We start from the raw sequence: 25,846 nt of genomic DNA, 5'->3' as shown, positions 1-25,846 counted from the left end.
AACAAATGAAGACGAAAAAAGACGGTGAACCGTCTTTTTTTACGAGATCAGGAGAGCACGTTTTGCTGGACAAAACGAATGCAAAGCAGGTCGCACAACACGATGAATACGAGAATGATCGCGTTGCTGACAAAGAAAACCACTTCCATCGGATCGCCTGCGATTTTGGAAAGCGCCAAAAGCGAAAAGAAGGAGGAAAGGCTCATGATCACAAAATCCAAGCCAAACTGGAGCGAGCATTCTTTCGCGATGGAGCGTTTCAGAACGTTTCTGTCCACGCCGAGTTTTTGCAAAATGGCGTATGGTGCGATGTCCTCGAACGAGTCGTTGTACTGCTTGATAAATAAAATCGAGCACGCCGCGATGAGGAACACGAGAAACAAGAAAACGCAAAAGGTGAAAATCGTGGAAAGCCACTCGTCGCTTTGCGCGTTTTTATCCGCGATATACACTCCTTCGACCCATGGATCGTCTTGCAGCGTCTGCGCGTAGTCGGGATGGGAATCCGCCAGCTTATAATTGTACAGGGAAAGCCGTTGTTCTTCAGGAAAGGTCGCGTTGAACAACGCGTCGTCAATGACATAAATCGGCACTTCCATTTTATCCTGCATGAATCCGGCAACGGCCCGCCGCACCTCCCCGACGCATTCCAGTGGTTTCCCGTCGAGCGTCGTTGAAAAGCGGGAGGGATCGGTATAAAGCGAAAGCATCATTTTCTTGGCGAGCTTGACGCATTGATCCGGCTCCGGCTTGGGAATGTCAAAGTCCGCCAGATTCGAGTACGGGATGAACAGCTGCTCTTCGCTTTGTCCGATTTGGAGTGTCGAACGGTCGACGACGTCTTGAAAGAGCGCGTCGAAATGTTCCTGCTGGTTTGGAGAAGCGCTGATTAGCTGGTAGTCGTACTGCATCGAGTACTCACGCATCGCCTGGATTCGATTGTTTAACGTGAATCCGCATCCAAGAGCGGTCACGGCGCAAATGAGCAAAATGCATACCATCGCGTACGAGCGGTAGTTTTGTTTCATGCGGAAGACGAGGTTGTTGATCCACAAGACGCGCCGGCCGCCATAAAGAAACCGCTTGTTTTTTTGCAGGCACTGAAAGAGAAAGGGGAGAAAGCCGCCAAAGAGCCAATATGTCCCCACAATGACGCAAACCGTCGCGATCATCGCGTTGGCCAGCACATCCATGCCGCCGTCTTTGATGGCGAACGCGTAGCCTATGCCAAGCGTGGCGCAGCCAAGTAAGGCCTTGGCGAGCAGAAATCCGCTGCGACGCGCCACCTTTTCGTTTTGGCGCGCCGCGGAAATCAAATGGAGAACCGTGCTGCGTCGGATCTCCCACATCCCTTTGAGTGTGACGAGTCCATAAATGAGCGAAAAAAGCAAAGCCGTTTGCGCGATGGCCTGGACGGAAATCGAGAACTGGGGCGCGACGCCCAGAGCGGACATCCGCACGAAAACCATCGTGAACAAATACGAGAACAAGGTGCCGAGCACGATGCCTGCCACAATGGAAACGAGGCCGACGAGCAAGTTCTCTATGGCATACAGCATGCCGATCCGGGTGTTGGTCAAGCCAAGAAACACGTAGATGCCGATTTCTTTTTTCTGGTTTTTCAAAAAGACGTTGGACGCGTACCAAATAAACGAGATCATGAAGCACACGAGAACGACTTTGACGACGTTAAGCAGTGTGGCGATGCGTTCCAGATTGACTGCATCCAGTCCGCCCAGGGCGCTGGAATACCGGATGTTTTCAAAGTTGAAATACACAAAAACGGTAAAGGACAGCGAGAAAATCAAGGCGCTGTACCGGCGGGCGTGCTGGACGAAGTTTTGCCAGGCGAGTTGAAACAAACTCATTGCAGATCACTTCCCATCGTCGCTTGAATGTCAAGGATCCGGTTGAAAAACTCCTTTTGGCTTTCGCCCCGATGGATGTGCATTTCGATTCGTCCGTCTTTGAGCACGTACACTTCCTTGGCGTACGAGGCCGCGAAGGCGTCATGCGTGACCATGACGATCGTCGTCTGGTCCTGGCTGTTGATTTGGGCGAAGCACTCCAGCAAATCTTTCGACGATTTGGAGTCGAGCGCGCCGGTTGGCTCGTCGGCGAAAACGATCGACGGATTCATGATCAGCGCCCGGCAAGTCGCGCCCCGTTGTTTCTGACCGCCCGAAAGCTGATATGGATATTTGTCGAGATGGTTCGCCAGCCCGAAAAGCCGGGCGAGCTTTTTTCCTTTTTGGAGCGCGACAGCCGCTTTTTCGCCATTGAGCGAAAGCGGCAGCACGATGTTGTCGAGCAGCGGCATCGAGTCCAAAAGGGAGTAGTCCTGGAAGATGAAGCCAATGGAATCTTTTCGCAGTTTAGCGAGTTGTTTGGACGAAAGGCTTGTGAGGTCGCTTCCGTTCAAAACCACATGGCCGCGTGTCGGCCGGTCGATCGAGGAAATCAAGTTCAGCAGCGTGGTCTTGCCGGATCCGCTCGGCCCCATGATGGCGACAAAGTCTTTTTGGTAAACGGTAAAGCTGATATCGTCCAGCACCGGCTGGCCATAGCCGCGGTTTCCGTATATCTTTTGTAAATGTTCCACTTTTAAAATTTCTTTTTTCATTGGTTGTACCTCCGACTCTATTGTAAAAAATCGACTTGGATCCATCCTTACATCTAGATTACAAAGCTCGTCAAGATCGAAGCAAGTCGATTTTTTCATTGTTGTAGAGGCGAATCGTGAACGTGGTGGACTGCCCGGACTCGGATTGCACTTCGATCGTTCCGGAAAGGTGGTCCAGCGCCTTTTTCGCGAAATACAACCCCATCCCGGTCGATTTGTAGGCGCCGGCATGCACGTGGCTGCCAACTGCTCCTTTTTCAAAAACGCTGGGCAAGTCAAAGGCGGGAATGCCAATGCCGTAATCGGTCATTTGAATCGTCGTCACCGACTCGTTTTGGCGAACCGCGATTTCGATTTTTGGATCCCGCTTGTATTTGATGGCGTTGACAAGAAGCTGGTCGAAAACGTACACGAGCCAGTCGGCGTCGGTATAGACGATGGCCGACTCGCAATCGAGATGGATCGAGAAGCGCTCGTGAATGAGAAAGTACTTGTTGTTTTTGATGGAACGGCAAAGCAAGTCGCGCACATCGGCCTTTTCATAGTGGAGGGACATCGTGTTCGTTTCGAGCTTCGCAAGCAAAAGCAGCTGGCTGAGCTGGCGGTTCATCGTTTCCGCGGCGAGTTGGATGACTTCGTTTTGCAGCGTCTCGTTGCAAAGAGAAATCGTGTTGATATTGGCTTTCAACTCGTGGACGATGCGGTCGACCATGTCTTTTAGCTCGTCGTTGTCGGAAAGCGCCTGCTTTCGTTCCGCTTCCAAAATCCCGACGTCGTGGCGGTACAGTTCCTCGTTGACAAAAGGAAAAAAAGCGGGCGCGGCAAGATCTTTGTCGCCAAGCCGCTTTTTAATTTCCTGTTCACGCCGGTGCCGGCGAAACCGGGCAGACAGCACGCAGGCAAGCCATACCACGATGACGAGAAGGTCGAAATAAAACAAGTCGAACCAGTCAATTTGCGGCAGCAGGAAGATTGAATACAAATTGAAGGCGATCAGAAGAAGCAAAGCGAAAATCATTCGATATAGTATCCTTTCCCTTTTGAAGTCACGATGACGGAATGCCCGGTCAGGGCGCTGAGTTTGTGGCGCAGCCGGGAAACGGAAGTCGTTAGCGTCCCTTCCTCGATGAATTGGTCGGTATCCCATAAAGCGAGCATCAATTCCGTGCGGCTGACAAGCGCGCCTTTTTTGCGAACGAGCGCGTGGAACAGCTTTTTTTCGGTTGGCGTCAGCTCGATGGCGGTTCCATGCAGGCGCAAGCTTTGCAAATCCATGTTGTACGTCAGTCCGGGCGCGAGCTCGACGATTTTCGGCTTTTGGTATTCCTCGTTGCGGCGAAGGGCGGCCTGGATCTTGGCTTCCAGCAGCTCGAGGCGAAACGGTTTGACGATGTAGTCGTCGCCGCCAAGCCGGATGGCTTTGACGGTGTCAGCCGTTTCCGCCCGCGAGGTAATGAATACGATCGGAAGGTGGGAAACTGAGCGGATCCGCTCGCACCAGTAAAACCCGTCGTGGACGGGAAGGTTGATATCCAGCAGGACGAGATCGGGTTCGTAGGTACCCACCTCGGATAAGACGTGATCAAAACGATGGAGGCAGCGAACTTCGTACGTTTGCTGCAACGAGGCGGCGATTTGCCCGGAAAGCAAAAAATCGTCCTCGATAATCAAAATTTTCCATTTCATGTCTTTATCGTAGCAGATTCCGTCGGGTTTTTCCTGACAATATGGACAGAAAAAAACGCCGGGAGAACCGGCGCCGGCTTTGGATTAAAGCGTTTTTACACTGTCTCGTTCCACGAGCGAGTACGGTACGATGACTTTGGAAGGTGTCAAATCGGGCGTTTCCAAATGATTGATCGCTTGCAGCGCGGCTTCGATACCAAGCTGGCGCGCGTGGATGTCGACCGAGGTGAGGCTGGGAATCGACAGCTTCGCGAAAACGGAATTGTTGAAGGAGACGATAGAAATGTCTTCCGGCACATGGAGTCCGAATTGGCGGCAGAGCTGGTTGATGGCTAGCGCCAGCAAATCGTCGACGACAAGCAGAGCGGTGGGCCGGTTTTTTTGCGTGAGCATATCTTGAAGGGCTTGCACTTTTTGCTCGTCGGTGGGATCGAACTCCATGCAGTGTCCGGCCGTCAGCGCGAGGTCGTGCTCAAGGAGCGCCATTTGATAGCCTTGTTTGCGGCGGGCGGAAAAGGCGAGGCTGGAATCCAGACCGATGTAGCCGATTTGCTTGTGCCCGTGCTCGATCAAGTACTTGCACGCGTCGTAGGCGGCCGAGAAGTTGTCGTTGTCGACGCTGATGGTTTCGGTGTCGTGCTGCAAAGGAGCGCCAATCATAACATAGCGCAAGCCTTCGTCGTACAAATACTCGGCGATGGGATCGTTTTCCTGGGAATACAGCAAAATGAACGTGATCTTGCTGGAAGACTTGCGTAACAGATCGATGGATTCCAGCAGCTCGCTTTCGTTTTTTCCGCTGAGCACGCAAGTCGCGTACTGCAAATGGTTGCATGTTTTGGAAATGCCCCGGATGACGTCGAGATAAAACGGGTTTTCAAAGTTTTCCTGTTGATAGGAAGGCAACACAATGCCAATGGCTCCCAGGGATTTTCCGCTTTCGGCGGGATTTTCGCCACCCACAGGCTCGTAGCCGAGCTCCTCCATCGCTTTGCGTACCCGTTCCTGCGTCTTTTTTGAAATCAGAGGTGAGTTGTTGCATGTTCTTGAGACGGTGGACGGGGACACACCAGCCAGCGCGGCCACTTCTTTAATCGTTACTGCCATATAAAGCCTTCCTTTCTTTCTGCTTTTAAGAATAGCCGAAATTTGCATGAATGAAAAGCGGAAAATGCCTGATTTTTTGCATTTTAACGAATTTCTATGCAAAAAGAACGCATCTTTGTTGCGGAATCCGCTTACATTCGGATTTCTTTGAAATTTTTATGAATTACATCTTGCAATTTTATGCAATTTATATACAATGAAAGTGAAATTAGTGCATAAAAATTGCAAGAAAGGGAGAAAAAATGAAAGCACAAAAACTCATTATTTACGCGCCGGTATCCGGACAGACGGTTGCGCTTGAGCAAGTCCCGGATCCAATCTTCTCTCAAAAGATGATGGGAGAAGGCATCGCCATCGTACCGGAAAACGGAGAAATCGTCAGCCCGGTGGATGGAGAGATCACGATGGTCGCGCCGACAAAGCACGCCTTTGGATTCAAAGGGAAAAACGGCGAGGAAATCCTCGTGCATGTCGGTCTGGAAACGGTTGGCTTGAACGGGGAAGGCTTCGATGTGAAAGTGAAAGCCGGACAAAAAGTGAAAAAAGGCGAGCTGGTAGCGGTCGTGGATTTGGATTTGCTGAAGAAGAAAAACATCAATCCGATCACGCCGGTCATCGTGTGCAAAGGGGCGCAGGATAAGACGCTGTCGTTTGCCAAAGGCAAAGTGAAAGCCGGCAAGAAGCTCATGACGGAAAAGAAGAAAATGGGAATCAACTTCGACTTCCTGCAAAAATTTGGAAAAGTGCTCATGGTTGTGATCGCCGTTATGCCGGCAGCCGGCTTGATGATCTCGCTTGGAAAGCTCATTGGCATGAGCGCGGGCGATATCGCGATGCTGTCGACGATTGGCAGCGTCGTGGAAAACATCGGCTGGGCTGTCATCAACAACTTGAACCTGCTGTTCGCGATCGCGATTGGTGGATCGTGGGCGAAGGAGCGCGCGGGTGGCGCGTTCGCGGCGGCGATCGCGTTTGTGCTTGTCAACAACATCACCGGACAGATTTTCGGGGTGACCAACGCGATGCTGGCCGATCCGGCAGCGATGACGCACACGCTGTTTGGACAGCCGATGCCGGTCGATGGCTACTTCGTGTCGGTGCTTGGCGCGCCGGCGTTGAACATGGGTGTGTTTGTCGGCATGATCGCCGGTTTCATGGGTGGCATCATTTACAACAAGTACTATAATTTCCGTAAACTTCCGGAAGCCCTCTCGTTCTTTAACGGAAAACGGTTCGTTCCGCTTGTCGTGATCGCGTGGTCGATCGTGGTCAGCCTCGTGCTGGCGGTCGTATGGCCGTTTGTGCAGCTGGGAATCAACTCGTTTGGCGTGTGGATCGCCGGTTCTTCGACGACGTCGCCGATTTTGGCTCCATTCATTTACGGAACGCTCGAGCGTCTGCTATTGCCGTTTGGCTTGCACCACATGCTCACGATCCCGATGAACTACACGTCGTTTGGCGGCACGTACACGATCATGACCGGCGCGGCCGCGGGGACACAGGTTTTCGGCCAGGATCCGCTATGGCTGGCCTGGGTGACGGATTTGATCAACTTTAAAGATGCCGGCAATTTCGCGGCGTACAACGACTTGCTTGCCAACGTGACGCCGGCCCGCTTCAAGGTGGGACAGATGATTGGCGCGACAGGTCTGCTGATGGGCTTCGCGCTGGCGATGTACCGCAACGTGGACGCGGACAAGAGAAAACAATATCGTTCGATGTTCATTTCGATCGTGCTCGCCGTGTTCCTGACCGGCGTGACTGAACCGCTGGAGTTCATGTTCATGTTCTGCGCGATTCCGATGTATATCGTGTACGCGGTGCTGCAAGGATTGGCGTTCGCGCTGGCAGGTGTCGTCGATCTGCGTTTGCACTCGTTTGGAAATCTTGAGTTTTTGACACGGGTGCCGATGTCGATGCAAGCCGGTCTGGGCGCGGACATCATCAACTTCCTGATCGCCTGCGTGGCGTTCCTGGGAATCGGTTATCTTGTTTCGAACTGGATGATCAAAAAATTCAACTACGCGACGCCAGGACGCAACGGCAACTACCAGAGCGCGGAAGAAGGCGGCGAGCAGACGGCTTCGAAATCGACGACGGCGCTCGATCCGGCTTCGCAGCCAGTGCGTATTATCGAGTTGCTGGGCGGCTTTGACAACATCGAGCTGGTGGACGCCTGCATGACGCGTCTGCGGGTCACGGTGAAGGATCCGGAAAAAGTCGCGGATGTAAGCGAGTGGAAAAAAGAAGGCGCGATGGGTCTTGTGAAAAAAGGAAACGGGATCCAGGCCGTATACGGACCAAAAGCCGATGTTCTGAAGTCGGATATCAACGATTTGCTTTTGGAGGGATAATATGAAACTGCTCACGTTGAATACGCATTCGCTCGAAGAGAAGGCGATGCGCGTCAAGCAAGTGGAGTTCGTGAAAGCGATCGCGGCCCTGGATCCGGATGTGATCGCGTTGCAGGAAGTCAATCAAACGTTCGCGGCGGACGATATGCAAGAGCCAAGCGCCCGTCCGGGCGTTCCCTTTCGGGAAGACAACCACGCGTACATGCTGCATCAGCTGATGAAGCAGCAAGGCCTTCGCTACGAGATGGTTTGGCTGCCGGTCAAAACAGGGTATTCGCGCTATGACGAGGGGCTGGCGTTCTTTACGAAGAAGAAAATTTTGGAAGTTCGCTCGACGTTGCTTTCGCAACAAGACGACTACGACGATTTTAGGACGCGCCGCTCTCTGGAAGTGAAAACCGAGGATGGCTGGTTTGTCAATGTTCATATGGGTTGGTGGAACGACGCGCTGGAACCGTTCGCGGGCCAGTGGAAAAAGCTCGCAAAGGCGCTGCCGCAAAATGAGCCGGTATATGTTCTAGGCGATTTCAACGCGGACGCGCAAGTGCGCGGCGAGGGGTATGACCTTGTCCGGGCGTCGGGATTCTTCGACTTGTATGAAGAGGCGCAAGCGAAGGACGACGGAATGACGGTCGTCCAGGAAATCGACGGCTGGCGCGAAGGGGATCATCCGAAAAAAATGCGGATCGACCACCTCTTTTCCAGCCGGCCTGTCGCGGTGGCTTCTTGCCGGACCGTGTTCAACGGCATCAACGAGCCGGTTATTTCGGATCACTTTGGCTTGATGGCGATTGTGAATCCGGTCGAATAAAATAGAAAAACAAAAAAAACCGAAAGCAATCGGATTCATGTCCGCGGCTTTCGGTTTTTTGCTGGCAGAAGAGGATCGTTGGCGCGCAAGTACGCTTTCCAGGGCCGGCCAATCGTGTACTTGACGCAAAGGACGAGCGCGGCGTAGGAGAGCGTCATCGTGATGGGGATCCCGATGCGGTGCAAGGCGTCGTCGAAAAAGACGAAGGGGAGCACAAGGCCGCTGATCCAGAGCGCGAACAAGACAAACCAAAGCGCGGCCATCCATAAAAAAGAAGTGGAGGCCGTTTTCTGAATCGGGGTTTTGGGCTTGATGGCGACGAGGCGAAAGCCGTATTGGAGTTCGCGGGCGTGCAGACATTCTTTGCCGACAAGGTAAATCGAGCTAAACATGCTTTCAATATAGCACAAAAAAAGCCCGCGTGAACGGACTTTTCGGCCATGCATTACCGGTTGTAGAACTCGACAACGAGCAGCTCGTTGATTGGCTCGCTCGTGAACAGTTCGCTACGTTCTGGGTAACGAACGTATTTTCCGACTTTTTTGTCTTTGTCCACTTCCACGAAATCCACTGTGGCAACAGCGGCTTCGAGCGCTTCCACGATGCTCTTCTGGTTTTTCGCGCGTTCGCGAACTTCGATGACCTGACCAGGTTTTACCTGGTAGCTAGGGATGTCGACTTTTTTGCCGTCAACCATGATTTGTCCGTGGTTAACAAGCTGGCGGGCACCACGGCGCGTATTCGCGAAACCGAGGCGGTATACCAGGTTGTCAAGACGGGACTCAAGCATGATCAGGAAATTTTCGCCTGTTGCGCCGGCTTTACGGCTTGCCTTCTGGTATGTGTTGAAGAATTGTTTTTCTGTCAACTGGTACGTGTTGCGGATTCTTTGTTTTTCCTGCAACTGAATACCGTAGTTCGTCAGTTTCGGACGACGGCTTTTTCCGTGCTGTCCTGGGGCGTAATTACGACGTGCCAGTTCCTGTCCTGTTCCCAGGATGGAGAAACCGAGACGACGGGACTTTTTCCAAGTGCTTCCTGTGTTTCTTGACATGTTTTTTCCTCCTATTGTTTGCATAAAACAACAAGATACAAATCTTCGAAAGGGGTGTTGCGGAAGATACTTTCTACTATCAGCTTTTAGCTTACTCGTATCGCTATGCGCCCGCAACGCCGGTCCTTCGACTTTGTATGCTGCTTAGTCATGCTATCTCACTATAGCAAACCTTCCAGATGAAATCAAGCGAAGTTTCTTATTTCGCTTTCCGTTTCTTTTGTACAAGCCGAAGTTGACCACGGTTGGGTATGGCGTAGAAAAGGTTCGTTGTGTTACAATATGAGCAGTATGCAAGGAGGTAACAACATGGAGACTGTCATGAATTTCTTTCGATCGGCCTATTCTTATATCAGCGCCCATCTTTCCACGGAATTGATGATCTATGTCGCAATCGCGGTGCTGCTGCTGATCCTCATTTGGATCATTATGCGGATGATGAAGCGCCGTAAAGCGGCGAAACGGCTTGCTGAGCTGGAAATCGAGGTCAATGAAATTCGGAACAACGCACTCGCATACAAATTCAACAAGGCCAACGCGTTCGCGAAAGCCAATGACGATATTATGGAACGGATCAAAAATCTGACGCCAAAATACGAGATCTGCCAGAAAAGTGTTGCTTCTTGTGACGAATTGTTCACCGATGCCGACGATTTTATCGCGGCGCATCGCATTCGCAAAGCGACCCGTTCCATGGACGAGCTGGAAACGATGCTGGACGACACGAAAGAGCGGATCCGGATCGTCAACCAGTCGCTGGACCATATTTTGGCCCGCGAAACGGAAGTCCGGGAAAAATCCAACTCTTTGAAAGAGCGGTTCCGCAATGTCAAGAAGGTGTACCAGGACAACCGCGCTTCGTTTTACTCGGCAAGCAACTACATTGATTCCGAAATCGGGGACATCGAAAACGAGTTCTCGAGCTTCGAGGAGTGGATGTTCGCGTCCGAGTTCAACAAGGCGAAAGAGGAAGTCGACAAGATCGCTTCGCGCGTGGATGTCGTTTCTTCGCAAATTGCGGCGTATCCCGGTTTGTACGAAAAGGCGAAAAACATTTTGCCGCGGGCTCTGGACGAGGTTCTTAGCAACATCCAGATGCTGAAAGACAACCAGATCGACATTCGTTATTTAAACACGGATGAAAAGACGGACACCATCGAAAAGGCGCTGGTCGAGGCGACCAACGCGCTCGATGTCGGCAATCTGGAAAAAGCGGACACGATGCTGACGGATATCGGCGACGCGATTTTGGAATTGCAGGACGACGTCATGAAGGAGAAAAAAGCGTACGACGAGATTCACGGAGACTTGCTCGCCACATTTGAAAAAGTGGACGAGGAGGAAGAAGCGCTCGATGAAATCGTGACGCTGTACGCCAACATCAAAGACCGGTTCGGCCTGGAAGACTGGACGCACCGCTTCACTTTGGCTAAATCCCAGCTGGCCGATTTGCAGGATCGCCGCAAAATCGTGGAGGAAGCCTTGTCGCGCGACGCGACGCCAAGCGTCGAGGTCGTGCAGGTGTATCGGGAATTCGCGCAAGACGTGGACACGTTCCACCTGCAAGTCAACGACATGAAGCGAATGCTGGTTGGCGCCAGCTCGGATGAGTCGCGGGCCAAGAAGCAGCTTGTCAAATTGCAGCTTATTTTGAATGAGGTCCGCCTCAATACGATTTCACGCAATTTGCCGAGCATGTCGACGCAGTTCGCGGACGACCTCAAGGAAGGCGAGCGGCTGATTCAGCGGGTTCGTGTCGTTTTGGATCATTCGCCATTGGATGTGCAGACGCTAAACGCGGATTTGCAGGACGCTATTGATTTTGTGTATAAGCTTTACAACAACGCCAACAATCTGGTTGGCGTGGCGATTATGGTGGAAAACGCGATTGTTTTTGGCAATCGGTTCCGCTCCACGTATCCGGCAATGGATTCCGAGCTGACGCATGCGGAAGTATGCTTCCAGAACGGGGAGTATACCCACGCGCTGAAGATCGCGATCCAGGCGATCGAGAATATGCATCCGGGCATTTATGAGAAGCTGATCGCGAAAAAAGATCCGGCGGTCATGAATCAAGTGTAGCGTATGATTTATTTTGATAACGCATCGACAACCTCCGTTCGCCCGGAGGTTGCTCGTGTTTATAAGAAGCTTGTCGAGGAAAGTTTTGCGAATGCCGACTCAATGCATTCACCCGGACGCAAAACGAAGCGGCAGCTAGAACAGGCGAGGGCGCACATTGCCCGTTCTCTGGGCGTTGACGATTCGGAAATCGTGTTTACGAGCTGCGCCAGCGAATCCAACTCGCTGGCCATCGTCGGCTACGCTTTGGCGAACCGGCAGCGCGGCAACCATATTTTAACGAGCAACGTGGAGCATTCAAGCACCCGGCACGCGATGGACTTTTTGGAGTCGATTGGCTTTGATGTCGAGCGGCTTCCAATCAACGAGCGAGGAATCGTGAGCGCGCAGGCGGTCAAAGACCATTTGCGCAAGGACACGCTGCTTGTTTCGCTGATGCATGTCAACAACGAAATTGGCTCGATCAATCCGATCGAAGCAATCGCGGATGTCGTCCATACGCATCCGACGTGCGTTTTCCATAGCGATTGCGTGCAGAGTTTTGGCAAAATCGACATTCCGTTTCAAAAGCTGGACATGGCGACGATTTCGGCGCATAAAATTCATGGGGTCAAAGGATCGGCGCTGCTGATGAAGAAAAATCGGATCCAGCTGCAGCCGCTTGTGTTTGGCGGCCAGCAGGAGCAGGGACTGCGGGGCGGCACGGAAAACGCGCCGGCCAACATCGCGCTGGCGAAAACGATCCGCTTGGCGCTGGAGGAACAAGAAAAGACGTACGACCATGTGAAGACGATTCGAGACACGCTCAAGACGTGGGTCGAGTCGTTTCCGGGCGGCCATGTTTTGTCGCCAGAAGACGCGCTGCCGTACATTTTAAATGTCAGCTTTGATCAAATCACCAGCGAGGTTTTATTGAACGCGCTGGATGAAAAAGGAATTTGCGTTTCGGCGAAGAGCACGTGCGATTCGCGCTCGTCTCAAGCCAGCGAAGTGATTTTGGCTTTGAATCATTCGAAAAAAGACGCTTCCCACGCGATTCGACTGTCTTTTTCAAAAGACAACACGCTGGAGGAGGCGAAGCAGTTTATGCAGGCAATGAAGGAGATCGTGGAAAATTATGGCTTATCGTTATGACCACATTTTGATTCGTTACGGCGAATTGTCGTTAAAGGGAAAAAACCGTAACAGTTTTATTAAACAGCTTTTAGCAAACGTGAAGCTCGCTTTGAAAGCCTATCCTGGATTGGAGTTTGAGAAGCAGCATGACCGGATGTATATTTATTTGCATGACGAAAATCCGGAAGCGGTCAGCGAAACCTTGGCGAAAGTGTTTGGAATCTCGTCGTTTTCCCTGGCGGTCAAGACCGAGCCGGATATGGACGCGATCGTCCAGGCGTGCATGGAATCTTTGGATTTGTCCGAGAAAAAGACGTTTAAAGTGGCGGCCCGCCGCAGCGACAAAAACTTTCCGGTCATTTCCGATCAAATCAACCGGATCGTCGCGACGGCCATTTTGAAAAACAGCGACTGGAAAGTCGATGTCCGAACGCCGGATGTCAAGATCGTGGTCGAGGTCCATAGCGACGCGGCGTACATCATGACGGATAAGATTCCGGGCGCGGGTGGCTATCCGGTGGGCGTAGGCGGCAAGGCAATGGTGCTGCTTTCGGGCGGGATCGACTCGCCGGTGGCCAGCTACTTGATGATGAAGCGTGGCGTGCATATTGAATGCGTCCACTTCGCGGCGCCGCCGTACACGTCACAAAACGCGCAGGACAAAGTGATGGCGCTGGCGGAGCTGATCAGTCCGTATCAGGGCGAGATTCTCGTGCATGTCGTGCCGTTTACGGATTTGCAGCTGGCGATTTACCAAAACGCCGACGAGAGCTACGCGATTACGCTGATGCGCCGCATGATGATGCGCATCGCGACGAAGCTGGCCCAAAAACGCCATTGCCAGGCGATTGCGACGGGCGAGTCGATTGGCCAGGTGGCTTCGCAGACGCTCGAGTCAATGCAGGCGATCAACGCGGTGACGACGATGCCGCTGATTCGTCCGGTCGTTTGTATGGATAAAGTCGAGATCATCGACATTTCCAAAAAGATCAACACGTACGAGACGTCGATTTTGCCGTTTGAGGATTGCTGTACGATCTTCACGCCGAAAAACCCGGTGACGAAACCGCGGATTGAAAAGTGCGAACGCTATGAATCCCGGTTTGACTGGGAAAAAATGGTGGACTGGTGCGTGGACGATGTGAAGTCCTACTGGATCCATCCGGGTGTTTCCAACGAAGAGGAACAGGACGAGGATTTGTTTTAAAAGTGTCTGCGAGGACACTTTTTTTCTTGAAAAGTGACACGGAAGGTGTTTCGTTTTTAATCTTCTTTTGTATAATTGATACCGAAGGAGAAGGTTATGGCAAAAGCACAGACGAAAGCCACCGAGAAATATCGAGCGAAAAAAGGCATTATCACCAAGTCGATCAAGATTTCCAGAGAGTTGAATGAACAGTTTATTCAGGCTTGTGAACGTGCCGGAATCAGCCAGGCTCAGGCTTTTAAGACATTTATGGAGCAATTTATCACGGCTCATCAAGAATAGGAATGGGATTCGGTTCTCATTCTTTTTTTATGGCACGGAAACGTGTAAAATGGGAACATGAATTGTAGTGTATGTGGGAAAAAACTAAACAAAGAAGGAAAGAGTTTTTGTTGTGAAAACGGACACCGGTTTGATATCGCGAAGCAAGGCTATGTGAATTTGTCGAGAAAGCAAAAGGAGACGGGTGACAACAAGGCGATGGTGCAGGCGCGAACAAACTTTCTTGAAAAAGGGTATTACGACTTTTTAAGAAAACAGGTGGCGGCGCAAATCGAATCGCTCCATCCGCATTCGCTTGTCGATATCGGCTGCGGGCAGGGATATTACACGATGGCGTTCGCTGCGCCGGAAAAATATGGCATCGACTTGTCGAAGGAGGCGATCGTGTACGCGGCGGCTCACGACAAATCAACGCAATATATCGTGGACACGATTTACGACTTGCCGTTTGCGAATGGCTCGCTGGACGGCGTCGTAAGTATTTTCACACCGCTGCCGTGGAAGGAAATTGAGCGGGTGCTCAAACCGGGTGGCTTTTTGATTACGGTCAGTCCGGCGAAGAAGCACTTGATCGAGCTGAAGGAACAGCTGTACGAGAAGGTGTATGAAAACAAGGAAGAGCGCGAGGATGTGGGAAACCTTGTTCTCGTGGACGCGAGTGTGGTGAGTGATAAAAAACGGGTGGACGACGTGTGGGATTTGTTCGAGATGACGCCGTACCGGTACAAGAGCCCGAAGGAAGGGATGGAGCGCGTGCGGGCGCTCAAGGAACTGGAAGTCACCTTTTCGTTTTTGATGAAGACATTTAGAAAGAAGAGCCTATGAAATTAAAAATTAAAAAGTGGGGAATCAACGGGGAAGGTATCGCGTACTATAAAAAGAAGCCGGTATTTGTGATGGGTGCCCTTCCGGATGAAGTGGTGGATGCCGAAGTCGTGGAAGACCGGGATCGGTATCTTTTGGCGGAAACAAAAAAGGTGCTGGAGGCTTCGCCGCGGCGTCGCAAGCCGATGTGCGGCATTTGGAAGGAATGCGGCGGCTGTCCGTTGATGCATGTCGACTATAAGGGACAGGTGCGGATGAAAGAGGCGAGCCTGAAGGAGGCGCTGAAGAAATATGCGGGGTATACGGGACCGATTTTACCGGTTTTGAAAAATCCGGACGTGCTGGCGTACCGGAACGCGTGCAAGCTGCGGTTTTTCAATGACGATGGAAAACTGGGGATCGGCTTGTACGAGAAGGATTCGACGCATGTCGTGAAGATGGAGCGGTGTCTCGTTCATGAAAAGGAACTGGAGCGGGTGCGTGTCGACATTTTGAAGGTGCTGAACGAACATCATGCCAAAGCGTTTTCGAAGCGGGACGATGCGGGGTATCGCACGCTGGTTATGAAATCGTTTGATGGCAAGATCCAGGTCGTTTTGGTGACGGGTGCGCAGGAAATCGAACCGGAAGTCGTACAAGGCATCATGGCCATCGAAGGGGTCGTTTCTTTGTGGCAAAGCGTGAAGTCGCGGGATGAAAACGAGGTGGATGTTTTCGGTAAAACGATGATCCATTTGGCTGGCGAGGAAAAAATCGAGGTGCAGGTTTGCGGCTTGAAGCTGCATTTGTTGCCGCGTTCTTTTTTTCAGTTGAATACGAAGCAGGCGCAACGGCTTTATGAAGTGGTGAGGGAATGGACGCCGAAATCGAAGGGGATCGTGGAGGCGTATTGTGGCATTGGCGCGATGGCACTGCTCGTGAGTGGCAAGGCGAAGGAAGTCGTCGGGATCGAGTCGATTGCGGACGCGGTCGTCAACGCGCAGGAAAACGCAAAGCAAAACGGAATCGAAAATGTACGGTTTGTGTGCGGCGACGCGGGCGTTGAATTGAAGAAGATCGGGCAGACGATGCCGGTGGATACGTTGATCGTGGATCCGCCGCGTTCGGGTTTGAATGCGCAAATGCGGGAAGCAATCCGGGAGTCGAAGATCGAAACGATCTTGTATGTGTCGTGCAATCCGAGCACGCTGGCGAAGGATATCGCGGATTTGAAGGCGTATCGCATCGTGAAGGTGCAGCCGGTGGATATGTTTTCCCAGACGCCGCATGTGGAGACGGTAGTTTTGATGTCTAGGAAAGAGAAATAAATAGCGAAAAGTAGCGTGTTTACGGGCTTTTTTGAGATTAGTAGGTAGCTCAGGAGAGTCCGTATTTCTTATATTGAAACATATCTACTGTAAAAACGGTCGTAGGGTTTAAGCAGTGGATTAGATGTTATAGAAGGCGGAGTTTTGTATGCCAACTAAAAAGCAGTATTTTGTACCACGTGTTTATATGAAAGCTTGGGAAACGCAAGTAGAAACACTTAAAGAGTCTGATAAAAAATTCAATGGAATTTATGTAAGTAAAAACGGAAGTACTGGTGATGGAGAAAACAGAAATTCCGTATTTTGGAAACCACATCTGTATACCATCAATTTTAAGTATTCTTCTATTTGCGATTCATGTGCTAAAGTAAGACTGCAGTTTGTTGACATGATTTACGCGTTGCTAAGAAATAAATTTGGAAAACTAGGATATAGCTTTATCAAAACCAAGAAGAGCATAAAGAAGCATTTTTTGAAATATATGATTGGGAATTTTATTATGATGATGGTAATGCTGCAAAGAAAGATGCTGTTCTAAAACAGATAGATGCGCTTAATTGTTATACTTTAGAAGAATCATTTAATGATTTCTTAGAAAAAAACCGGGAAAACACTATGTATTACAGACCATTATGAATGGTTTACTGAAGAGTATTCTGACCAAGATGATTTTAAACATTGGTGAAATAGCATCGGGCAGGGCCTTATTGCTTCTTCGTTAGAGCATCAATGCCATCTTAAATGATGAAAAACATGATTATAAGCTGATGGAGCATTGCTCTAACGACAACATCTATACAGAATCACTTGGTGAGTTAGCGTACCAGAAGAGGTGTTGAATGATTTAAAACAATTCTTTTTACGTCTGTTCAGCAAATACAGTGTTTTATAGAGGATCTAGTTCTTTCAGTTTTTTTTAGAAGAGAAGTAACAAAAAGGAGGTCTCTTGTTTGAAAAAGAAAAAAAACGAAGTAACCATCCGTTCTAGTGCAGCGGAATATTTAACCTATGTTGCCTCTGTTGGCGACCAACAGGACAGCCTTGAAATGCGTTATGAAAATGAGAATATATGGCTGACACAGAAGATGATGGCTGCACTATATGATGTGAATGTTCGGACTATAAACTATCATGTCAAAAAAATATTTAGTGATAGTGAATTGCAGGAAGATCCAGTTATCCGAAAATTTCGGATAACTGCCGCTGATGGAAAAAGCTATAGCACAAATCATTACTCTCTGGAGATAAGGGAAATATGAGAGATATGGCAACTCTGAATCAATTACTGGTACTTGCAAATTTGGAAAGTTATAATGCTGTTTTGATTAATCAGGGGAAGAAACAGAAAGAAAGAATGGAATTACTTCGACAGTTGGCGGTACAACAGTTGCAGACATTGGAAAATGTGAGTTTAAATAATTTGCCGAAAATAGAAAAAGAAAAATAGAAGTAAATAGATAAAGAAAAAAAATAGAAATTACTTTTGGATCTTCTTATGAGTAGGTGTACATGATTTATAGAGTGGTGGCATAGTTTTTTTGCGCCGGTTAAGGAGTGATTTGAATATGATTGAACTACTACTAGATGCTATTGTATCGCTTGGCTCTACCGAGGTGCAGAATGTTCTGACTTCAGTTGGAGAGAGTGCGGTAAAAAAATTTAGAGAATCACATGCATGGAAGAAATTAATTGTTGGTACAGGGGAATTCTTTATTAAAAATGAACAGGAAGAGAATTCGTTTTTCGAGGATTTAGAACTTGTATTGTCGAGAGAAAATTTAACTCAGATAGCGAAGGAATTAAAATCTGACGAAGGATATGAATTGAAACATAAACTGTATAATTCTCTTATGAAACTGATGAATAATTATGAAATTCCTTATGAAGTTGCTGAAACTTACACAATAAGAATAATTTATGCAGTACTTGAACAGCTAAAAACAATCGCTCCTGATAAATATGAACATTATTTCCTACAGGAATGGAAAGAAGAGCAGGAAAGAAGTTTTCTGGAATTACAAAATCGGATCGATAAGATGTCGAATGAGCTCGCAATTTACAATCGTGAGCAAGTAGCAATAGCATCTTCTGGAAAAATGGATATCGAACTTAGAAGAAAAACTCAAAATCCATCCATTGGAATAGAATTTTTTATAGTTGATGATGAGCGTTTTCAAGATGAATTTGAAGATCAGAGATATGAAGAATTAGTCTTTGTGAGGGGGCGTAGCAGAGAAGAAACTATTTACTGTGTCCTTAATGAATTGTGGAGATTTAATGACAAACGCCCTATTTACATTGTTAAAAATATAGAGTCATGGAATAAACTTCATGTATTGGAAAATGAAGGGAATGTGTACATTCCTTGGTTCTATGCAGAAGAAATTGTAGCGATTGAGAATAACACTAATATTTTTGTGATAGATGAGAATACTCCAGTATTTAACAAGAAAGTTTTAGAGTTACGCCCAAGAACGCGGGACACGTTATCAAGATGTTTAAAAGAAGCGGGAATGGAGTATGATAAAGCCTATGCTCTTTTAGCAGATACGCATGGCCTATATGCACAGATGAAAAAACAACTGTTTAGAGGGGAATATTTAAAAATACCTTCTTGGATGAAACGTGTTAGTGATAGAGCGAAAAAGACATGTCTCCTCATTGGAAGTTGGGAAGAAATCGAAGGTGATAAATTAATCATTGAATCTTTGTATGGTAATTCATATGATAGATTCCTAGAAGAGGTTCTTCCATATGCGAAAGGAGAAGATCCTCTCCTATACATGATAAAGCGTAATGGATCTATTTCATACTATTTGGCAAGCGCGGAAAATATATGGAGTTATCTTAATGTTCTGACTAACGAAAAGATTTGGCAATCATTTGTCACGGCTGCATATGAAGTGATTAATGAATCAGAGAATCTTTTTACTTATGATAGCCATGAAAGATTGATAGCACAGTTTAAAGACGAAAAGTTATTCTGGTCTGAAACAATGCGAAAAGGTATGTTGAAAACATTGCTCATCAAAAGCGCATATCAGAATGATGAAGAAACGCAATTAACTTTAAACAGATGGACCTCAAAAGTATTAGATTGTGTAAAAACAGAAAAACAGTGGATTTATATCTCTAAATTTTGGAGAGAACTCTGTGAAATATCTCCAGAAGCCACATTGGAAAGGCTTGAAAACGAATTGAATGAAGATACAGGACTTCTATGCCTGTTTCAAAATCAATCAAGTGATTTCTTTTTCGGAAGAAATGCGTATATTGATGTTCTATGGGGAATTGAACAGTTTCTTTGTCAAAGAGAGTATTTTTGGCGGGCGTTTAGATGGCTTTTGAAATTAGATGCTTGCTATTTTGAATACAAATCAAATTCTCCTAAAGACATTTTCTCAAAAATATTTTGTATATGGATGAATTTTTCTTCTCTTCGGACTGCAAAGGAAAAATTAGCAGCGGCCGAAATTGCTTTTGACATTGATTATAACAATATATGGGAATACTTGTATTCGGTAATCAATAATAGTAGAAGAAGTATGGTTGGTGAGTTATCACCACCAAAATATCGGGAGTATGAAAAAGCACAGCCAGCTACTATAGCCGAAATGAGAAAGGCACATTTAGGCTATTTTGAGCTTCTTATAAAGCACATGAATTTTTCGGTAGATCGTTGGAAGAAAATGATTGATTTAACAGACGAATTGCCTCAAGAATTAAGAAAGAATGTTTTTGAGCAACTTTTGTATGAACTCAGCCAAATGTCTGATGAAGAAGTAATGCGGATTAAAAATAAGATTAGACATCTCATCTATAAAGATAGATATTTTTCATCTTCGGATTGGTCAATGCCAGAAGAAATAATTGCTGAATACGAAAAACTTCTCGATAAAATTAATATTAAAACTATAGAATATGAATATAGCTATTTATTCATAAACAATCATGATTATCCACTTCTTCATCCTATTCCTTATAAACAAAGAGGGGAAAGCGATGATAACGAATCAGCCACACAAGAGTTGATTCGAGATAAATTAGTAGAATTCCAATCATATGGCTATGATTTAACCGTATTGGCAAAGGTTTGCGCCCAAGAATCATTTTCTACTTTAGGATATTATTTAGCTAAATATTGGAATGATGGTAAATGGGATTTTGCAACGTTTAAAAAACTATTAGCAGTTCAAGTATCAGGCACAATCGCAATTGATTATTTAAGAAATATAGGAAGCAGTGATGTTAAACTCTGTGATACAATTATTGAGGATTTGTCAAATAATAGTTGTTCGACGGAAATTTTGGCGGAAGTATATAAGATAGAAGGGCAAATAACCAAAGAAATTCCGCTTGTTACATTCGCCTCTGAAGAGATAAAAAAAGAGTTTTGGAAAAAATGCTTTTATTGTGATGACCACAGTAAGTTTTGGGCATTAGCAGAATGTAAAAAGTATGCTACTCTTGCTGTTTATCTGGATCAAGTTCATTTAATTCACTATCGAAATCCTTTGTCAGCGGAACAGATCTTTGAGTGTTTTGAAGATATTGAGAGTATGCCACATTCAGAAGGAAATCAGTTGACAAGCTATCATGTTAAACAGCTTATAGGTGTAATTCAAGAGGCGTATATCAATGATCCGCAAAAATGTATCAGAATCGCTCATCTTGAGATTATATTTATGAATTTTTTGGATTGGAAGAATATGAAATGCTTTTGTCATATAATCAAGCAGTCTTCGGAATTATTTGCACAACTGGTAGAAGTGGTATTTAAAAAGGATCATAGCACAGTGGAAAATCATTCAAAAGATCAGGCATACATTCACAATATGTATACAATCTATGAGAAGGCTCGATTTTGTCCGACAGAAAGTAATGGAGAAGTGTCAGAAGAACAGCTAGAACAATGGATAGAAAAATATAGACAATTATTGCTTGAGAATCATCAAGAAAGCTTGTTTGAGACAACGCTTGGACGTTTGTTTTCTTTTTCGCCGGTCGGTACTGACGGTCATGAACCATGTGAAGCGGTCAGAAAAATGATTGAGAAATATGGCGATGAAAAAATGAACAGAGCGTATCAGGTAGCCGTATATAATCGTCGTGGCGTATTCAGTCCTTCAGCAGGAAAAGAAGAACTTAGGATGGCGAAGGAGTTTAAAGAGAATGCTCAGTATTTAGAATCATCTTATCCTAAAACAGCAAAGATTTTTTATGGATTGTATGAAACCTATAAGAAAGATTCTGAAAGAGAAAGGAAGGATGCTGAAAATGGCTGGTACTAGTATTTCTTCCAGAATAGGTTCGAAGGTAATAAGAAAATATGGGATATATCTCATTAAGAAAAAAATTGGAAACGGTGGAAATGGCATTGTTTTTGTTGCAGATATTATCGAGGGAGGAGATTCATTACCAAAAACAAGAGATTACGCTATCAAATTTTTGAAAGTAGCACTAAATGACGAGAAAAAACTAGAAAAGAGAAGGATGCAATTTAGAAAAGAAATCGAAACAGCTCTTTTCTTTCAAGATAAAGTTAGCGGAATAATTCCTGTATACTAAGGTAAGCACCAAATTCTACTCATATTCCAAAATAAAAAGTTTTCTCTGATAATTAATACGAATAGCTCAGTTAACTGTTTATTGATTACAAGGAGGCTTTATTTTATGCTTAATCATTGCTCCAATGAAGAATGGAGCGTTATTTTCGACGAGCAAAGCAACAGTGGCATGAGTGTCAAAGAGTTTTGTGCTTCATGACACACTTCTTGCAAAACTTTTTATGCTGCAAAACATCGCAGTATCCATTCACCCTTAGATCAAGGTCAAAAGGTCGTCTCGGTCCGGTTTGCTCAACCATCAAGGAATCAATACTTCTCAAAAAATATGTGTATTCCATCATGCACGAAGAGGGAATGAAATCGCACTATATTCAAACATAGGACAAAAAGCTGATTATGGCATTTTACAGGATGCAGGTAAGGTGTCAGCTGAAATCGCAAAGCTTCATGCTGAAACAGAATTTGAAAAGTATCGTATCATTCAAGACAGGCTGTTCATGTCTGATTTCGATAGGTATATGCTGGAACTGGAAGAAAACGCAAAGAAATGATGTGCTGACTTCGAGTTGAGACGATGGCTTCAAAGCGGAAACATTTCTATGATGACCTATTTCCTAAATGACCCATCAAAGGTTGAGACAGTAGAGATTCCGTCTGCTCCTATATTATAGTAGCAACATGGAATTATTGATATGTTTCCGCAAACTATCGAAAATCGACTCAAAATCGGGAGAAATGTTACGATATTGTGGCATCAATCAGGATGTATCGTTCCATGTGGAGACGGTTGTGCTGCTTTTCAAACTTTAAATCGAATGTTGGGATACAAAAGTCATTGACCGGATGTCATAGGCAGAGCAGTTTGCCTTCTATTGAAGAAATAGAAAAAGAATTAGAATAATGACAAAATAAACCTCTTTAAGAAAAGAAAGTAATCCAAAAATTCTGTTTTAATATAAATCTAAATTTAAATTCGGTTCCACTTCTAATTTTTTTTTGAGATTCGAGTAGCGTCTGCATATCCAAAGCGTTCACTATAAACTACAATGATTCCAGAGGTGAACGATATGAATAATAAAGTAGTTATGATGATGGCCGATGGTGTAGAGGAAATCGAAGCGACGGTTCCATTTGATTTAATGTGGGAAGCCGGTTTGAATGTGGATCTTGTCAGCGCCCAAAACAAATCCACCGCGATTGGAGCGAATGGCATGGTCTTCGCGAATTTAAAAAATTTAAAGGGATACGATTTTTCGGCGAATGATACGCTGGTTTTGCCAGGCGGTGCGGCGTATCAAGTCTTCTTAAATACGCCAGAAGTTTTAGAGCAGGTGAAAGCGTTTGCGCAAAATCCACAAAAAGTTCTTGGCGCGATTTGCGCGTCCGCTTCCATTCCGGGAATGCTTGGACTTTATCAAGGCAAAAAGTATACTTGTGTGCCGGGTTTAAATGGTGATTTTGGCGGGACGTATGAAAATGTCCATTCGGTAATTGACGGAAACCTCGTGACGGGAATTTCTGTTGGCGGCGCGTTTGATTTCGCCTTCAACTTGATCAAGGTTTTAAAAGGCGAAGCGGAAATGAAGAAGGTGCAGGAGAACACGTGCTGGATTCTTCCAAAACAAAAATAAACATTTATTCAACATCTTGCAGCCATGTGAGATGTTTTTTGCAACGAAAAACAGATTTTCAACTTAAAGACTATAAGATTTTGATAAAATGAAAAAAGGAGACGAATAATTTGAACAAGATATTCTATAGATAGCGGATTACAGGAGGATTCAGTAATCTGAAAATTCTGAATAACGGCCGCTGATCGTGGGAGCGATAGCGCTACCCAATATTTATTGGAATAATCATTGCGATTAGAGTACGGTTTAGAAAACGGAGAATCCAATCATAAAGAATTCCCCCCTTCAAAGTCTTAATCGTAGAGGATGAATATCAATTCTTCGAAAGAAAAATTGAAAAATCCAGCTATTCGGAAATTCCGGATAGTTCAAACCGAAAGTTCACGTCAGGTGACTCGGGATACGAAGCATTATAATCTTTAGATGATTGTTATGGTGTAATTGGGCAACCGTTATACCATTAAAACCCGGGAAGGAAAATCGGAAAAAGTAGGTATGATCGAAAAGTGGCGGTAAAATGTGGTGGTAAAAAAGTGGCGGTAAAACCCAGTGAGAAAAAACTGGGCCAATATGACGCCGTTCTTGCCTCCATGGTTCCAGGAAAAGAATATCCAGCCGTATTCTTTTGCGATGTATTGCATGTGAAAATAAGCCGAACGAGAAAGATATTAAAAGAACTGGTCGACTTTGAAAAAATAGAAATTGTCGGCACATATAGAAATCGACAGTATAAGTTGAAAAAGTAGAACAAAGAAAGAAGGAATCAACATGAGCAAATACGATCCATTGTGGCACTGGATCCAGGAACGTGAAACACCCGATTTTGTACTGGAATTTGATGAAATCGGGAAAATCCTCGGGTTTCCCCTGGACCATTCGTTTCTAACCTTCAAAAAGGAATTGCCGGCATATGGATTCCAAGTCCAAAAGATTTCCATGAAAAATAAGACGGTGGCGTTCAAAAAAGAGGAGGCAAAGTAAATTGAAAACTTTGTACGTTTCCGATTTGGATGGCACATTGCTGCGCCAAAACGAGCGCACATCCGACCACACGAACGCCATCATCAACCAATGCGTCCAGGACGGCATGCTTTTTTCCTACGCTACCGCCAGGTCATGGCATACGGCCAAAAAAGCAACCGCGGACTCGATGCGCCCATCCCGCTCATCGTCTACAACGGCGCGTTCATCGTCGACAACGCGACCGGGAAAATTTTGCTGGCCAACACCTTTGGCAAGGAAGGCGCCGAGATTCTCGAAGATTTGATTGCGCACGACATCGTGCCCATTGTCTACGCGCTCATCGACGGACAGGAAAAATTTTCCTTTCTTCCCCTACGATGCACGCCCGAAATGAACCGGTTTCTCGCCACCCGGAAAGGGGATGTTCGCTCACGCGCCGTCTCCAGTCTTGAACAACTCAAGCAAGGCAAGATTTTCTATTTGACCTGCATTGGTCAGGAGGAAAAACTCAAGCCCATGTACGCCCGTTACCGCGACCGGTTTCATTGTGTATTTCAAACCGATCTTTACACCAACGATCCGTGGCTGGAAATCATGCCTCAAGCAGCGTCCAAATCCAACGCGGCAACAAAGCTCAAAGAGAAACTAGGGTGCGATCGACTTGTCGTCTTCGGCGATGGAATGAACGATCTCGATTTATTTGAAAAAGCCGATGAAAGCTACGCCGTGCAAAACGCCGTCGCGCCCCTAAAACAAATCGCCACGGGCATCGTGCCATCCAACGAGGAAGATGGCGTCGCCATGTGGCTGGAAAGGAACTGGAATCATGAACACGAAACGATATGAATACGATACAACTATCCATGAAAACGAGCGCGGCGGCGCCTACGTCGCGTTTCCGTGGAATATTCGGGAGGAATTTGGTAAAGGCCGTGTCAAAGTGCACGCGACCTTTGACGGCGTTCCCTACGATGGCAGCCTCGTCAATATGGGAATCAAAGACGAGAAAGGCGACATTGTCTACATCATTGGACTTTTAAAGTCGATACGGACCCGTCTGGAAAAGGGAGAAGGTGACACAATCCACGTCGTCGTTGAATCGAGAGAGTAAGTCTCTCCCTTTTTTTACGCCCTCCTAAGTGTCATGACACCTAAATTGTCGATGATTGACAATCGCTATCACCGTGCTATAATAGGCGGGAAAAGGAAGTCTCACAACGACAGAGGAAAA

27 protein-coding genes are annotated in these 25,846 nt (G+C 46.7%); 20 read left to right on the top strand and 7 right to left on the bottom strand.

The genetic code is table 11. The features are described 5' to 3' along the window. Window positions 1-47: 47 nt before the first annotated feature. From E5336_RS02275 to E5336_RS02255, 5 genes are all read right to left on the bottom strand, one after another. Entirely contained in the window at window positions 48-1,868 is a 1,821-nt protein-coding gene (locus tag E5336_RS02275) for an FtsX-like permease family protein (protein WP_135979472.1), read from the bottom strand. After that, the gene (locus E5336_RS02270) at window positions 1,865-2,623 is read right to left on the bottom strand and encodes an ABC transporter ATP-binding protein (protein ID WP_135979471.1); all 759 of its coding nucleotides are present in this window, start codon (window positions 2,621-2,623) and stop codon (window positions 1,865-1,867) included. The genes E5336_RS02275 and E5336_RS02270 overlap by 4 nt, the downstream gene beginning before the upstream one ends. Before the next feature lie 70 nt (window positions 2,624-2,693). After that, window positions 2,694-3,641 carry a sensor histidine kinase gene (locus E5336_RS02265; RefSeq protein WP_135979470.1) on the bottom strand — a complete coding sequence of 316 codons (948 nt, stop codon included), beginning with the start codon at window positions 3,639-3,641 and terminating at the stop codon, window positions 2,694-2,696. Beyond that, window positions 3,638-4,309, bottom strand: a complete 672-nt coding sequence (locus E5336_RS02260) for a response regulator transcription factor (RefSeq protein ID WP_135979469.1) — start codon at window positions 4,307-4,309, stop codon at window positions 3,638-3,640. Before E5336_RS02260 ends, E5336_RS02265 begins: the two co-directional genes overlap by 4 nt. 84 nt (window positions 4,310-4,393) lie before the next feature. After that, window positions 4,394-5,416 (bottom strand): LacI family DNA-binding transcriptional regulator, encoded by a 1,023-nt coding sequence (locus E5336_RS02255; protein WP_135979468.1) that lies wholly within the window; start codon window positions 5,414-5,416, stop codon window positions 4,394-4,396. Between the two features lie 242 nt (window positions 5,417-5,658). Between E5336_RS02255 and E5336_RS02250 the strand changes: the two genes are divergently transcribed. Continuing rightward, entirely contained in the window at window positions 5,659-7,770 is a 2,112-nt protein-coding gene (locus tag E5336_RS02250; protein WP_135979467.1) for a PTS transporter subunit IIBC, read from the top strand. A gap of 1 nt (window position 7,771) precedes the next feature. Then, on the top strand, window positions 7,772-8,581 hold the full coding sequence (locus E5336_RS02245; RefSeq protein WP_135979466.1) for an endonuclease/exonuclease/phosphatase family protein: 810 nt from the start codon (window positions 7,772-7,774) through the stop codon (window positions 8,579-8,581). Window positions 8,582-8,616: 35 nt separating this feature from the next. Here E5336_RS02245 and E5336_RS02240 read toward each other — a convergent pair whose 3' ends face one another. Both E5336_RS02240 and rpsD read right to left on the bottom strand, forming a co-directional pair. Then, window positions 8,617-8,973, bottom strand: a complete 357-nt coding sequence (locus E5336_RS02240; protein WP_135979465.1) for a hypothetical protein — start codon at window positions 8,971-8,973, stop codon at window positions 8,617-8,619. A gap of 53 nt (window positions 8,974-9,026) precedes the next feature. Beyond that, window positions 9,027-9,635, bottom strand: a complete 609-nt coding sequence (gene rpsD / locus E5336_RS02235) for a 30S ribosomal protein S4 (protein WP_135979464.1) — start codon at window positions 9,633-9,635, stop codon at window positions 9,027-9,029. Between the two features lie 309 nt (window positions 9,636-9,944). Here rpsD and E5336_RS02230 point away from each other — a divergent pair, with 309 nt between their 5' ends. The 18 genes from E5336_RS02230 to E5336_RS02145 all read left to right on the top strand — a co-directional run bounded on the left by E5336_RS02230 (window position 9,945) and on the right by E5336_RS02145 (window position 25,726). Next, entirely contained in the window at window positions 9,945-11,717 is a 1,773-nt protein-coding gene (locus E5336_RS02230) for a septation ring formation regulator EzrA (protein ID WP_135979463.1), read from the top strand. 3 nt (window positions 11,718-11,720) lie between these two features. Then, window positions 11,721-12,851: a cysteine desulfurase family protein gene (locus E5336_RS02225; RefSeq protein ID WP_135979462.1), complete on the top strand. Its 1,131-nt coding sequence runs from the start codon at window positions 11,721-11,723 to the stop codon at window positions 12,849-12,851. After that, the gene (gene thiI, locus E5336_RS02220; RefSeq protein WP_135979461.1) at window positions 12,835-14,040 is read left to right on the top strand and encodes a tRNA uracil 4-sulfurtransferase ThiI; all 1,206 of its coding nucleotides are present in this window, start codon (window positions 12,835-12,837) and stop codon (window positions 14,038-14,040) included. The genes E5336_RS02225 and thiI overlap by 17 nt, the downstream gene beginning before the upstream one ends. Before the next feature lie 96 nt (window positions 14,041-14,136). Continuing rightward, window positions 14,137-14,322: a chemotaxis protein gene (locus E5336_RS02215; RefSeq protein WP_135979460.1), complete on the top strand. Its 186-nt coding sequence runs from the start codon at window positions 14,137-14,139 to the stop codon at window positions 14,320-14,322. Between the two features lie 57 nt (window positions 14,323-14,379). Beyond that, on the top strand, window positions 14,380-15,147 hold the full coding sequence (locus tag E5336_RS02210) for a methyltransferase domain-containing protein (protein WP_135979459.1): 768 nt from the start codon (window positions 14,380-14,382) through the stop codon (window positions 15,145-15,147). Continuing rightward, window positions 15,144-16,454: a 23S rRNA (uracil(1939)-C(5))-methyltransferase RlmD gene (rlmD, locus tag E5336_RS02205; protein ID WP_135979458.1), complete on the top strand. Its 1,311-nt coding sequence runs from the start codon at window positions 15,144-15,146 to the stop codon at window positions 16,452-16,454. Before E5336_RS02210 ends, rlmD begins: the two co-directional genes overlap by 4 nt. A 148-nt stretch (window positions 16,455-16,602) precedes the next feature. Next, window positions 16,603-16,992 carry a DUF4238 domain-containing protein gene (locus tag E5336_RS02200; protein WP_135979457.1) on the top strand — a complete coding sequence of 130 codons (390 nt, stop codon included), beginning with the start codon at window positions 16,603-16,605 and terminating at the stop codon, window positions 16,990-16,992. 412 nt (window positions 16,993-17,404) lie between these two features. Beyond that, complete coding sequence (locus tag E5336_RS02190; protein WP_277820743.1) at window positions 17,405-17,713, top strand: virulence RhuM family protein; 309 nt, start codon at window positions 17,405-17,407, stop codon at window positions 17,711-17,713. Beyond that, window positions 17,710-17,901 carry a hypothetical protein gene (locus E5336_RS02185; RefSeq protein WP_277820742.1) on the top strand — a complete coding sequence of 64 codons (192 nt, stop codon included), beginning with the start codon at window positions 17,710-17,712 and terminating at the stop codon, window positions 17,899-17,901. Before E5336_RS02190 ends, E5336_RS02185 begins: the two co-directional genes overlap by 4 nt. 118 nt (window positions 17,902-18,019) lie before the next feature. After that, on the top strand, window positions 18,020-21,745 hold the full coding sequence (locus E5336_RS02180) for a hypothetical protein (protein WP_135979456.1): 3,726 nt from the start codon (window positions 18,020-18,022) through the stop codon (window positions 21,743-21,745). Further along, on the top strand, window positions 21,732-22,022 hold the full coding sequence (locus E5336_RS02175) for a serine/threonine-protein kinase (RefSeq protein ID WP_168353517.1): 291 nt from the start codon (window positions 21,732-21,734) through the stop codon (window positions 22,020-22,022). Before E5336_RS02180 ends, E5336_RS02175 begins: the two co-directional genes overlap by 14 nt. Before the next feature lie 286 nt (window positions 22,023-22,308). Further along, window positions 22,309-22,572, top strand: coding sequence for a hypothetical protein (locus E5336_RS12535; protein WP_277820741.1), 264 nt, complete (start codon window positions 22,309-22,311; stop codon window positions 22,570-22,572). A gap of 516 nt (window positions 22,573-23,088) precedes the next feature. Further along, window positions 23,089-23,652 (top strand): DJ-1/PfpI family protein, encoded by a 564-nt coding sequence (locus E5336_RS02165; protein ID WP_168353516.1) that lies wholly within the window; start codon window positions 23,089-23,091, stop codon window positions 23,650-23,652. 506 nt (window positions 23,653-24,158) lie between these two features. Then, window positions 24,159-24,398 carry a hypothetical protein gene (locus E5336_RS02160; RefSeq protein WP_135979453.1) on the top strand — a complete coding sequence of 80 codons (240 nt, stop codon included), beginning with the start codon at window positions 24,159-24,161 and terminating at the stop codon, window positions 24,396-24,398. A 22-nt stretch (window positions 24,399-24,420) separates the two neighbouring features. Then, window positions 24,421-24,633 (top strand): hypothetical protein, encoded by a 213-nt coding sequence (locus E5336_RS02155; RefSeq protein WP_135979452.1) that lies wholly within the window; start codon window positions 24,421-24,423, stop codon window positions 24,631-24,633. A gap of 1 nt (window position 24,634) precedes the next feature. Then, window positions 24,635-24,919, top strand: a complete 285-nt coding sequence (locus tag E5336_RS12750) for an HAD family hydrolase (protein WP_479682357.1) — start codon at window positions 24,635-24,637, stop codon at window positions 24,917-24,919. Next, window positions 24,811-25,461 (top strand): HAD hydrolase family protein, encoded by a 651-nt coding sequence (locus tag E5336_RS02150; protein WP_479682359.1) that lies wholly within the window; start codon window positions 24,811-24,813, stop codon window positions 25,459-25,461. The genes E5336_RS12750 and E5336_RS02150 overlap by 109 nt, the downstream gene beginning before the upstream one ends. Next, window positions 25,442-25,726, top strand: a complete 285-nt coding sequence (locus E5336_RS02145; protein ID WP_135979451.1) for a DUF1905 domain-containing protein — start codon at window positions 25,442-25,444, stop codon at window positions 25,724-25,726. Before E5336_RS02150 ends, E5336_RS02145 begins: the two co-directional genes overlap by 20 nt. Window positions 25,727-25,846 lie beyond the last annotated feature (120 nt).

Origin of the sequence: Dubosiella muris (assembly GCF_004793885.1) — a bacterium.
GTDB classification, from domain to species: domain Bacteria; phylum Bacillota_I; class Bacilli_A; order Erysipelotrichales; family Erysipelotrichaceae; genus Dubosiella; species Dubosiella muris.
Note: the sequence above shows the minus strand (reverse complement) of the source record. Positions and strands in the feature narration are given on the sequence as shown.